Genomic DNA, 11926 nt, shown 5'->3' on the forward strand with positions numbered 1-11926 from the left:
CTCTCCTACTCGGGTGCGGACACACCAGTGCTAATGACGGTCTCTGCCCCGCGCGCGCTCTCAACTTTAGATCCCCCCAGTTTGCTGCGCGACAGCGCGGCGTCGAAGACGGGGCGGACCCTCCTACCCGGGATATTGTGTTCGACCGTGATATTGCGGCGTACCTCGAACCAAGGAGCTGCCAAAGGCTACGATATTTTTCTTGTCATCCCGATATCGAGCCAGGTCGGCGGCCTCGTTTGCTCCCCCGGGCACGTTGCGCGCGGGATTATTCGATGCACACCAATTGCACGATGTGGTTCGCGTCTTTCAGGCTTTTTCCGGTCCACGCTTCAAGTGTTTGCACTTGTTCTGGAGAAAGGTCGTAGCCATCAAACTCATCCTCCACTGTTTGCCAATCCATTAGTTTTGCTAGCTTATCGTGGCGGTTGCGGGGTATTTCGACACTCAGGAGTAGTTCTTCGGTCTGTTTGTCGAAGACCTCTATGACATGCTTCATTTTTCTACTTTCCTGTGCCTACTTCTTCTTGCGCCGGTTGAAGCATCAAACACTTGAGAGTTCAAGTGCGGGACGCCCAAGGATCACTCGTGGCTGCTGAGATACAGCATTAGCTCCTTGGGAAGTTCGATCATTGCGAGACTCTCTATTGCCGTAACCTGTCCGGCGGATAGAGGATGGCTCTCCATGGCATCCTCTTCTTCATGCCAAGCCATTATCGGCATCAGGGCATCCGTGGTAACGGAGCGGGGCAAATCCACCTCGAATACAGCCAAGTCACCGTTTTCAGGTATTCCGTAAATCTGAAACTTCAGTTCATATTTCATGGTTCAACCTCTCTGGTTTTGTTTGCAGGTTTTGTCTGTGCTCCGGTCTGCGGGTTGAACTCGCCGAGGTGTTTGCCACGCTTGTTGTACTTCTCCAGCGCCCCATGTTGAGAGTCCCATTCGTAGATCGTACCGTCTTCATCTTTCCATCTATCGCGTAATCCACCGCCTTTTTTTGGCGTTTTAGGTGTTGCGCGCTTGAGCCCAGGGAATGCAGGAAAGCTGCTCGGTCTTGGGTGATAGCTGTGATCCCCCGGCAGCACGTTCAGCACAATGTAGATTGGCTCAAGACCCACGTCGGCAGGAAACCAGATGATCGCATCCTGATACTCGGGTGGATGCTCTGGGTTCACCAGTGCTTTGTTGGCTTGCTCTGTGGGCGGGTACACCCACACAGACGGCAGTTGTGGGGCGCCTTCCAGTGCGGGAATGCCGAGTGCCTCATCAGGATTCACCGCCGGCGTCCAGGTGAGGCCGATCCCGCTGCCGATGTCTGCGACAAACTTTCTGTCTTGCTGGGTTGCCTTGATGACAGGGACAAACTCCCAGTCTTTTTTCCCGCCCGTGTAGAAACCCTAAGCGCTGACGGAGCCATCCGGCAATGTCTTCACATTGATGCGGACACGAGTTCGCCCCGTATCAAGCACCGCGTACTGTTCTTTGTTGTAGAAGGCACTGTCGGGCGAAAGGCTGGTGTTCGGCATCAGTAGTGCAACTGTCCCAACCGCTGCACTAGTCGCAACAACCGTTGAGCCTGTTAGTAGAGTGAGTGCAAGAGAGCCGCCGAGACGTTGGGCGATGACGCCGCCCGTTGCTGAGCCGCCCACCAGTTTCAGGGGAATCCCTTCGACTGTAATCGCTGCGCCGGTACCGAGTACGGCCCACAATCCGTAATCAGCCAATTTCTCGACGGGGACAAATCCGGCTGGGTTGTTGTGATTGATTAGACCGTCGGGGAGGTTGCAGCTTTTGGCGAATACGCAACCTCTGGTATTGGGTCGGTCCTGCTTTTCCAATGGTCTGACGAGACGGTCTTCAAACGCTTGTTGTCTGGCAAGCATACCGTCGTAAGACGTTTGTCTGGCGTTGCGCTCGGCTAGCTCAGTCGGGGTCATGTCTCGCAGGTAACGATATCCAATGCCCGAGCCGCCACCACCACCGCCATGTTCCCAGACTTGGGGTATGTCCTTGTTGCGAGCCATAGGTGTCCTTTTCTGCGTGTGGCTGGGAAAGCCGCAAACCTAACTGGGACGTTCAAGGGCTGGCGTTAGGACGTTTCCTAAATGTGGTGCGGAAATTTCCTAATCCATGGCGTTACCGCAAGCCGCGATCCTTTCGTATTAGTCCCGGAGGTCGACAGCGAAACCTTGCTGGCCAACGCCTGTGAGTCACTGGCCTCGGCGAGTGTGACGCTCAGTGATTTCGCGGGATTGATGGAAGGGCCGCATCGCAACACCCTGTTGGGGATTCAGCAAGTGGTCATGCTTGGTGAGCTGGCGGTGAATCGGGCGCTGGAACCGGCCAACGCCTAAAAGCAAAAGATCGCAGCCTTCGGCAGCTCCTGCCCGGGATTGTGTTTGACCGTGATATTGCGGCGTACATCGAACCTGGAGCTGCCGGAGGCTGCGATCTTTTTTGTGTCATGCCGGATTCACACAGCCATGCTTAAGTTTTCTTTTTTTCAGGGAGAACACCATGAGCGAATTCGACCTCAGCCGTCGTCGTGTCATGCAGGTCGTTGGGGCCGGGCTGTTGATGCCTGGCCTGGCGCCGGCGGTGATCGCTTCGGTCAAGGATCGGCCGCAACTCACCGATGGCGTGCAGTCCGGCGACTTGCTGGGCGACCGGGCGATGATCTGGAGCCGTAGCGACCGTGCGGCGCGGATGGTGGTGGAATGGGATACGCGCAGCCTGTTCAGTAACCCTCGTCGATTCGTCTCGCCCTTGGCCGATGCCCGTACCGACTTCACCGCCCGGGTCGAGCTCACTGGCCTGCCCGCCGATCAGGCGATTTTCTACCGCGTGACGTTCGAAGACGCCCAGAGCGGAGTCGCCAGTGAACCCTGGTTCGGTCATCTGCGCAGTGTGCCAAACGCGCGGCGGGATATTCGGTTCGTCTGGAGCGGCGACACGGTTGGCCAGGGCTTCGGCATCAATCCGGACATCGGCGGCATGCGCATCTACGAAGCCATGCGATTGCGCCTGCCGGACTTTTTTATCCACAGCGGCGACACCATCTACGCCGACGGCCCGGTGCCGGCGCAACTGACCACCGAAAGCGGCCGTGTGTGGCGCAACCTCACCAGCGAAGCCAAGAGCAAAGTCGCCGAAACCCTCGACGAGTATCGCGGCAATTATCGCTACAACCTGATGGACGAAAACATCCGCCGCTTCAACGCCGAAGTGCCGCAGATCTGGCAGTGGGACGACCACGAAGTGGTGAACAACTGGTCGCCGGGCAAGCAACTGGATGATCGCTACAAGAGCAAAGATATCCACAGCCTGGTGGGTCGCGCGCGGCAGGCCTGGCTCGAATATGCGCCGATGCGCTTGCAGAGCGCCGACGGTGGCGGACGGATTTATCGCAAGCTCAGCTATGGGCCGCTGCTCGACGTGTTCGTGCTCGACATGCGCAGTTATCGCGGTGCCAATGACGATAACCTCGGTGCCGCCAAGCCGTTCCTCGGTCGAGAGCAATTGGATTGGCTCAAACGTGAATTGAAAGGCTCCCAGGCCCAATGGAAAGTCATCGCCGCCGACATGCCCATTGGCCTCGGCGTGCCGGACGGTGAAGTCAGCCCCGGCGTGGCGCGTTGGGAAGCGGTGGCCAACGGTGATCCGGGCCCGGCTCAGGGCCGTGAAGTGGAGATCGCTGAATTGCTCGGTTTTCTGCGGGTGCAGCAGGTGCGCAATTTCGTCTGGCTGACGGCGGATGTGCATTACTGCGCGGCGCATCATTACCACCCGGACCGCGCGGCGTTTCAGGACTTCGAACCGTTCTGGGAGTTTGTCGCGGGGCCGCTGAACGCGGGGAGCTTCGGGCCTAATGCGCTGGATAAAACCTTCGGCCCTGAAGTGGTGTTCGAGAAGGCACCAGCGGCGCAGAACACCTCGCCGTTTGCCGGGTTTCAGTTTTTTGGCGAGGTGAATATCGATGGGCAGACGGGGGAGCTGACCGTTGTGTTGCGGGATCTGGATGGGGTGGGAGTGTTTGAGCGCAAGTTGCAGCCGGTGTGAGGCTGGCAACTATCGTTTGAGTGGACATCAATCAAATGTGGGAGCGGGCTTGCCCGCGATTGCGGACTGTCAGCAACATCAATGTTAGATGTGATGGCCTCATCGCGGGCAAGCCCGCTCCCACAGGGGATCAAAGGTGTCAGTACACGTCGCGACGGTAGCGGCCCTGTTCGATCAAGCGGTCGACTTCTTCAATGCCCAGCAATTCGTTGAGCACGTGATCCACCCCTGACGCCATCCCCTGCAAACTGCCGCAGATGTAAATCACGGCGCCATCGGCCAGCCATTTTTTCAACTCGCTGGCAGACTCGCGCAGGCGATCCTGCACGTAGATCTTGTGTGCCTGATCGCGGGAAAACGCCAGGTCCAGACGCGCCAGATCACCGTTGATCAACCACTCTTCCAGTTCCGCACGGCACAAGTAGTCGTTCTCGCGATTACGCTCGCCGAACAGCAGCCAGTGACGCTGCTGCCCATCGGCAATCCGTGCCTTGAGCAAACTGCGCAACCCGGCCAGCCCGGTGCCGTTGCCCAGCAGGATCATCGGCACCGGTTCGTTCGGTAGATGGAAACCACTGTTGCGGCGTACCCGCAGGCTGATGCTGCTACCCACGGGCGCGTGTTCGGTCAACCAGCCGGAACCGACGCCCAGGCTACCGTCGGCATGCAATTCCTGACGCACGATCAATTCCAGCACGCCGTCGGCGGCGATCGAAGCGATGGAGTATTCGCGCATGGCCAACGGCACCAGAGCGTCCGCCAGTGCTTGCGCGTGCAGGCCGACCAGATGAGCGCGGTTCTCGGGCAGTTGGCGGCTGGCCAAGGCTTGTTCCAGTGTTTGCGACAGACCATCGAACTCAACCGTGGCCCGACCGTCAATCCCCAGGCCGTCGAGGAAATGCTCGATGGCCCACGAACAATTGCGCGGCAGCACTTCCACCAGGTCACCAGCCAGCCAGCTGCTGGTGGTAGGGGCGCTGAGGCCGAGCAAGTACACGGGCGAACCGCTGCTGTCCGGGTTCATCAATTCGCGGCGGGTCAGGGTCCAGTTGCTGTAGCTGGGCGCTTGCCAGGTGTCCACCGGCGCCTGGCCAGTCAACAGGCCGAGTTGCTGTTGCCAGTGACGCAGGGCGTAGGGGTCGCCGCCGTCGACTTCTACCGGGGCGAACAAGGTCTTGCCGCCGTGCTCGCCCAGCCAGGTATGCAAGCGGCGGGCGAAGCCGCAGAAGTGTTGATACTGGCGGTCGCCGAGGCCGAGCACGGCATAGTTCAAGCTGTCCAGGCTCAGCGCACGACCCAGCACTTTGCGTTCGAATCCTCGGGCGCTGTCCGGGGCTTCACCGTCACCGAAGGTGCTGACCACGAACAGCGCGTTGCTGGAATTTCGCAGGTCCTGTTCGCTGACATTCGCCAACGGTTGAACCTTCACCGGTAACCCGGCGGCCTGCAATTGCCCGGCGGTCTGCCAGGCCAATTGTTCCGCGAATCCACTCTGGCTGGCGAAGCCGACCAGCCATGCTGGCGCGTCGCTGCCTGGTTGCGCGAGGCCTTTGCGGGCGTCCTTGATCTGGCGTTTCTTGCGTCGACGGTCCAGGTACAGCAACCAGCCCGTGACGAAAAACAGCGGCATGCTCAGCGCGGTGACGGTCAGGATGATCCGCCCGATCAGCCCGAAATAACTGCCGACGTGCAGCGCATAGATACTGGTCAGCAGCTGCGCCTTGAGGCTCTTGTCGCTGTAACGGTCATGACGGCTGACGGTGCCGGTCGCCGGATCGAGGATGATCTGGTTCAGCGCGCGGTCGTGGGGTGAATGCTTCAGCAGGTAGAACACGGTTGCCGGTTGCCCGACCACGGGCGGCATACGAACGTTGTAAGACGAAAGACCAGGGCCAGCGGCGCTGTAGATGCTGCTCCACATGGCGGCGTAATCGGCGGTGGGGGCCGGGCCGCTTGGCGCAGGGCCTCGACCACTGCGTACCCGCTCGTTTTGCGGCGAATCGGAAAGCAGCCTGGTCAGGCCCTTGTTGTACCACTCGTACGACCAGGACAACCCGGTCAGCGCCGCCAAAAGGTAGAACACCAGGCACCAGGTACCGGCCACCGAGTGCAGGTCCCAGTTGAAGCTGCGACCCTTTTTCTTCCAGTCGAGGGTCAGCCAGGCGCGCCAGCTTTTCCACTGGCGCGGCCAGCGCAGGTACAAGCCGGATAGACAGAAGAACAGCAGAATCAGGGTACAGGCGCCGGTGATCTGTCGGCCGATATCGCCCATGGCCAGGACCCGGTGCAGTTGCAGCATCAGGCCAAAGAAATCCTGGCCCGTGACGTCGCCCATGAACTCGCCGGTGTACGGGTCGAAGTAACGCATCGGCCCGCGACGTTCGCCGGGTGGCGCGGTGAAGATCACCCGCGCGGCGTTGCCGCTGTCGGTCTCGACCCAGAGCATCGAGACTTTCTTGCCCGAAGCCCCTTCGATTTTCTCCACCAGCTCGGCAGGCGGCAGTACGCCGGCAATCTGCTTCTCGACGTGCAGCACAGAGGGGTTCAGCGCCCGCAGGATTTCATCCTGAAACGATACCGTCGCCCCGGTGATGCCCATCAGGGCCAGGACCAGTCCGGCGCTGATGCCGAAAAACCAGTGCAACTGGAACAGGGATTTCTTCAACACGTCGCTCGCCTTGTTCGTTCAAAAGTCATCATCACGGCGCGCATTATGCCGTGAGTTGTCGAGAAGCATTCTTTTTTACACACAAAAGCCCCGTTCAGTTCGATGAACGGGGCCAGGGCGTCTTGCCCACCACTCTAGTGTGGGAGCGAGCCTGCTCGCGAAGGCTATGTCAGCCGCGACAGATAAAGTGCGACAGACACCGTATTCGCGAGCAGGCTCGCTCCCACAGGATCAGAAGTGGAAGTTGGCGCTCAGCAGGGCGGTACGGCCCGCCGCCACGTGGGCGTAGTGGTTCTGGAGTATCTGGTCGAAGTAACGCTTGTCGGTCAGGTTCTGGACGTTGAGTTGCAGGTCGACGTTCTTGGTCAGGCGGTAGCTGGCCATTGCGTCGTAACGCCAGTAGGACGGGATCTCCACCGAGTTGGCGACGTTGCCGAACTGGGAATCGACGAAGGTCGCACCGGCACCGACGGTCAACTTGTCCGGTACCAGGTCGTAGGTCGACCAGAACGTGAAGTTGTTCCGTGGGGTGCTTGGCATGTGGTTGCCTTCATCGGCGGCGAGGGTGGTCTTGACCACTTCGCTGTCCATGTAGGTGTAGCCGCCGAAGACTCTCCAGTTATGGCTCAGCTTGCCGGTGTAGCCCAGCTCCAGGCCATTGACCTGCTGTTCGCCGTCCAGCACTTGAGTGGTGCCGCCGCTTGGATCGTTGATACGCGCGTTGGTTTTCTCGGTGCGGAACAGCGCGGCGGTCAGCGACAGGTTGTCATTGAAGAAGTCCCACTTGGTGCCGATCTCGTAGTTGCGGTTTTTTTCCGGGTCCAGATTGCTGTTGTTCGCCGCCAGTTCCAGGCCACCGTTGCCGCTGGTTTCGCCGGCCGGGTTGCTGGAGGTCGAGTACGCCGCGTAGATACTGCCGTTAGGCAACGGGTTGTAGACCACGCCGATCTGGTAGTTCACCAGGTCGCTGGTGTTCTCACGGGAGAAACTGCCCGCTGTGGCCGTGCTGCTGGCGTTGGCGAAGCCGCTGGATTCAACCTGATAGTTGTCATAACGCAGGCCCAGGTTCAGGGACCATTGCTCGTTGAACTTCAGAGTGTCGAACACGTACGCCGCGGCGGTCTTGGTGTCGGTGTCGGTGAAGGCGTTGCTGTCGGTGATCGTGCCATTCCAGTTATCCCCAGGCGTCGGGTTGTACAGGCTGGTGCAGTCGCCGGAGTTGAACAGGGCGCGGTTGCAGCGGGTGCCGCTGGCGGTGGAGGTCAGGAGGTACGGGCGGTTGTGGGTGTCCTGATAGGAGAACTCCAGGCCAGTCACCAGGCTGTGCTCGATAGCGCCGGTGTTGAACTTGGCGCTCAGGTCGGTCTGGTTGATCCAGCCGCTGGACGTCGAGTTACGGGTCTTCGCGCCACGGTAAGCGCTGCCATTGGCCACGTTGCCCTTGCTGTCGTCAGGGTTGGTGACGATGTAGTCCAGGGTCGAACGGGACATGCGGAAGCTGTTCGACACGGTCAGGCTATCGTTCAGATCGTGTTCGATCTTGATCGTGCCGCTGTCGTTGCTGGTCTGGCGATAGTCGCGACCGGTGAGGCCGTAGAAGTTGTCGCGGTTAACGTTGGCCGGCTTGTCGACGTTGTACTTGCTGCGGTTGGGGCTCAAGGTCAGCGGGATGCCGTAGTCGGGCATGTCGTCGGTTTCGACGTGGTAGTAGCCGACGGTCAGACGGGTATCGGTGCCCAGGCCGAAGGCGAAGGACGGCGCCACACCCCAACGGCTGACGTCCACGGCATCACGGCCGGCGACGTTGGCTTCGTGTTTCATCAGGTTCAGGCGCACGGCCGAGGTGTCGGTCATCTGCTGGTTCAGATCGAGGGTGGTGCGCTTGGTCTGGTCCGAGCCCCAGGTGAAGCCGCCGTTATAGGCGTTGCCCAGCTTGGCGGTCTTGCTCACCAGGTTCAGGCTGCCACCGGTGGAACCGGCGCCGGTGAAGGCTGACCCCGGGCCCTTGCTGACTTCGACCGATTCAACGTTGAAGATCTCGCGGCTCTGGGACGCCGGGTCGCGCATGCCGTCGACGAACGTGTCGCTTTCGGCGTTGAAGCCGCGAATGATCGGACGATCGCCGGCCGGGTTGCCGCCCTCGCCGGCACCGAAGGTGATGCCCGGGGTGGTGCGCAGGGCGTCGACCAGGCTGGTGGCGCCGGTGTCGCGAATCACTTGTTGCGGGATCACGGTGACGCTTTTCGGCGTTTCGCGCAGTGGCGCGGTGTACTTCTTGGAGGCCGAGGTATCGGTCTTGTAGGAGGTGTCATCCTGCTCGCCTACAACGCTGGTCGCGTCCAGGGAAATTGTATTGCCGGGTGCCTTTTCATCGGTCTTCTCGGCCGCGAAAACCATATGGCCCGCAGAGCCGGCGGTGATCGCCACGCCTATTGCAGACGCGAGCAAACGTGGTGAACCGACCGGTAATTGTAGTTGTAGGCGTGACATGTGAATTCCCCTCCCCAAGGATTTGAGGCCGCGGAATATAGGGTAAATACGTATTTGTATCAATTGCGAAGTATTGCTATTCGCGACGAATTTACATTCTTTACAATTTACCTTTACGGTTTTTACGGTGTCATTCGTCTCTCGGGTTTTACACAGGCAATAAGAATCAATACCATTGGCATTCCTTTGCCTTCAGGTGTCTTTCCATGTTGCTGCACATTCCCGGCGTGTTCGCGAAAGAAGAAGTGCAGCGCATTTGCGAGGCCCTGGCGCAAGCGGATTGGGCTGATGGCAAGATTACCGCCGGTTACCAGTCGGCCAAGGCCAAGCACAATCTGCAACTGCCTGAAGGTCACCCGCTGGCCCAGGAGATCGGTGCTGCGATGCTCGAACGGTTGTGGAAAAATCCGCAGTTCATGTCAGCGGCGTTACCGCACAAGGTCTTCCCTCCGTTACTGAACTGTTACACGGCCGGTGGCAGTTTCGACTTCCACATCGACAACGCCGTGCGTCAGCCCAAGGGCAGCATCGAGCGGGTGCGCACCGACCTGTCGGCGACGCTGTTCTTCAGTGAACCGGAGGACTACGACGGCGGCGAACTGGAAATCCAGGACACCTTCGGCACCCAGCGCGTGAAGTTACCGGCCGGCGACATGGTCCTGTACCCCGGCACCAGCCTGCACAAGGTCAACACGGTTACGCGCGGAACCCGCTACGCCTCGTTTTTCTGGACCCAGAGCCTGGTGCGTGAAGACAGCCAGCGCACCTTGCTATTCGAGATGGACGGGGCGATTCAGCAGCTGACCCAGGACATGCCCGAGCATCCTTCACTGATTCGTCTCACTGGCACTTACCACAACCTGTTGCGCCGCTGGGTCGAGGTGTAAGTGGCGGACTTTCGTTTGCGCCGCGAGGAAGTCCTCGACGGCGAGCGGTTTACGGCCATGCTCGCAGAAAGCCCGGCCCGCGCGGCCCAGGCGATTCTGCTGGCCGCCGGCGAAGGCGTGCTCGAAGCGCAGGCGTTGCTCGGGCAGATTCTGCTCGACGGTCAGGGCATCGCTCAGGATCAACCGTTGGCTCTGCGCTGGTTCGAGATCGCCGCGGGCCAAGGTCATCTGATGGCGCGCAATATGCTTGGGCGTTGCCATGAACAGGGTTGGGGTTGCCCGGTCAATGCTTCGGTGGCTGCACGGCATTATCGAGTCGCGGCAGAGGCCGGACTGGATTGGGCGATGTACAACTTCGCCAATCTGCTGGCGACCGGGCGCGGTGTGGCTGAGGATCATCTTCAGGCACTGGCGTTGTATCAACGCGCCGCTGAGGCAGGCCACGCCAAATCGATGAATCTGCTGGGGCGTTATCTGGAAGAAGGGCAGGTGTGCCCGGCGGATCTGGCGGGGGCTCGCGACTGGTATCGGCGTTCGGCCGAGGGTGGGGATTTTCGGGGGCAGTTCAGTTATGCCACGGTGCTGGCTGATGAAGGCCATGTCGATGAAGCGCTCGTGTGGCTGGAGAGGGCGCTGGTCGGCGGCAATCTGAATTTTCTGCGGGTCAGCAGTGAGTCGCTGCTCGGCGCTTGTCATCCGCAGATGCGTGCGATGGGCCAAGCTTATCGCACGCATATGGCTAAGCTTTCCGGGCGTTAGCCGACATCTTCCGTTGCTGCCCACCGTCAGATGGGCGGCAACGGATGAGATCAACCGCGTAACCAGCGACCCTGCAGAATATTCATGTACGCGAGCAAACTCTGACTACGTTCGATCAGGCGCTCACCGGTTTTCAACATGTCATCGTCAGTGCCAGGCATGATCGACTTAAGGAACATCGACAGTGTATCGACCAGTTTGGTGGTTTCACTGACGTAGGTGTGTTGGTGAGGAATGACCTTCTGCGTGTCATTGAGCTGTCGAGTGTGGTTTTCGTTGGTGCGCAGTTGTTGTTCCAGCGATGACACTCGTTCCTGTCGCTGGCCAATGCGAGTCTGGACAATCTGCCGTGCCCTCAGCAAATCCCTGTACTTGACCAACTCATTGGCCTCATCCAGAAACTTGAAGGCGACTGCCAATCCAGCTTCCATCGCGGCGGTCTCCGGTGTTTGAGGCTTGCCGGCCAGTCCAGCCAGTTGTTCAAAAAGGGGCTTGATACGATCGATAAACGTCATCTTTTCGAACAGCTTGATCGCTTCATTCAAGATGCGTTCGTCACTGACCACTTCGTTCAGCGCCGCCTGTTCGACGCTCAGTTCTTTGGCCAGGCCGATCCGGGAATCAGCCAGTTCGGCAAGCCTGAACCGATTGTCACTGATGGACACGCTCTGAACATTGAACAGTCCGGTGTGTAATTTAATGTGCAGTTGTGACAGTTGGTCGATGCACATTTCCATCAGTTGGTTGGCAATTTTCGAATAGAGCGCAATTGCTTTTTTAGTATTGTGGTCTGGCTCACGAGCGTTCAATACCGCCAGCGCTTCCAGGTTTTCGCGAAGATCATCGGTTTCCAACGCGGTTATAGCTGACGTAATGGCGTTGGCGACCAGTTGATCGGTGCTGCTGATAGCGGCGTTGAGGCTGATCAATTCGTCACTCAAAGCTTTGATGTACAGGTTGGCGGAACCGACGATCGACTGATAACGAATGGCTGCGCGGCTTTCACGAAGCTGGGCGAAGTCAGGAACAGCATAAGCAAGATTAGTCATGGGGAAATCCT

The 11926-nt window shown here is 59.3% G+C and carries 9 protein-coding genes and 1 pseudogene; 4 read left to right on the top strand and 6 right to left on the bottom strand.

The features are described from left to right. Positions 1–268: 268 nt before the first annotated feature. The 3 genes and pseudogenes from AACY49_RS24725 to AACY49_RS24735 form a co-directional block, all read right to left on the bottom strand. Positions 269–499, bottom strand: a complete 231-nt coding sequence (locus AACY49_RS24725; protein ID WP_339526986.1) for a DUF7683 domain-containing protein — start codon at positions 497–499, stop codon at positions 269–271. Positions 500–582: 83 nt separating this feature from the next. Beyond that, positions 583–825, bottom strand: a complete 243-nt coding sequence (locus tag AACY49_RS24730; protein ID WP_339526988.1) for a hypothetical protein — start codon at positions 823–825, stop codon at positions 583–585. After that, positions 822–2027 (bottom strand): annotated as a pseudogene (locus AACY49_RS24735) (colicin E3/pyocin S6 family cytotoxin). The gene AACY49_RS24730 and the pseudogene AACY49_RS24735 overlap by 4 nt, the downstream one beginning before the upstream one ends. An 81-nt stretch (positions 2028–2108) precedes the next feature. Here AACY49_RS24735 and AACY49_RS24740 point away from each other — a divergent pair. Together AACY49_RS24740 and AACY49_RS24745 are read left to right on the top strand one after the other, a co-directional pair. After that, the gene (locus AACY49_RS24740) at positions 2109–2357 is read left to right on the top strand and encodes a DUF6124 family protein (RefSeq protein WP_339526990.1); all 249 of its coding nucleotides are present in this window, start codon (positions 2109–2111) and stop codon (positions 2355–2357) included. 163 nt (positions 2358–2520) lie between these two features. After that, on the top strand, positions 2521–4062 hold the full coding sequence (locus AACY49_RS24745) for an alkaline phosphatase D family protein (protein WP_339526993.1): 1542 nt from the start codon (positions 2521–2523) through the stop codon (positions 4060–4062). 139 nt (positions 4063–4201) lie between these two features. On the opposite strand, the gene AACY49_RS24750 is transcribed toward AACY49_RS24745, so the two are convergent. Together AACY49_RS24750 and AACY49_RS24755 are read right to left on the bottom strand one after the other, a co-directional pair. Continuing rightward, positions 4202–6730: a sulfite reductase flavoprotein subunit alpha gene (locus AACY49_RS24750; protein WP_339526995.1), complete on the bottom strand. Its 2529-nt coding sequence runs from the start codon at positions 6728–6730 to the stop codon at positions 4202–4204. A 231-nt stretch (positions 6731–6961) separates the two neighbouring features. Then, on the bottom strand, positions 6962–9220 hold the full coding sequence (locus AACY49_RS24755; protein ID WP_339526997.1) for a TonB-dependent receptor: 2259 nt from the start codon (positions 9218–9220) through the stop codon (positions 6962–6964). A 206-nt stretch (positions 9221–9426) separates the two neighbouring features. Here AACY49_RS24755 and AACY49_RS24760 point away from each other — a divergent pair, with 206 nt between their 5' ends. Both AACY49_RS24760 and AACY49_RS24765 read left to right on the top strand, forming a co-directional pair. After that, a complete protein-coding gene (locus AACY49_RS24760) occupies positions 9427–10107 on the top strand; it encodes a Fe2+-dependent dioxygenase (protein WP_339526999.1) in 681 nt (226 codons plus the stop codon). Then, positions 10108–10866, top strand: a complete 759-nt coding sequence (locus tag AACY49_RS24765; RefSeq protein WP_339527001.1) for a tetratricopeptide repeat protein — start codon at positions 10108–10110, stop codon at positions 10864–10866. A gap of 50 nt (positions 10867–10916) precedes the next feature. Here AACY49_RS24765 and AACY49_RS24770 read toward each other — a convergent pair whose 3' ends face one another. Continuing rightward, entirely contained in the window at positions 10917–11915 is a 999-nt protein-coding gene (locus AACY49_RS24770; RefSeq protein WP_339527003.1) for an alpha-xenorhabdolysin family binary toxin subunit B, read from the bottom strand. Positions 11916–11926 lie beyond the last annotated feature (11 nt).

Origin of the sequence: Pseudomonas sp. EL_65y_Pfl2_R96 (genome assembly GCF_963970905.1) — a bacterium.
Taxonomy (GTDB): Bacteria; Pseudomonadota; Gammaproteobacteria; order Pseudomonadales; family Pseudomonadaceae; genus Aquipseudomonas.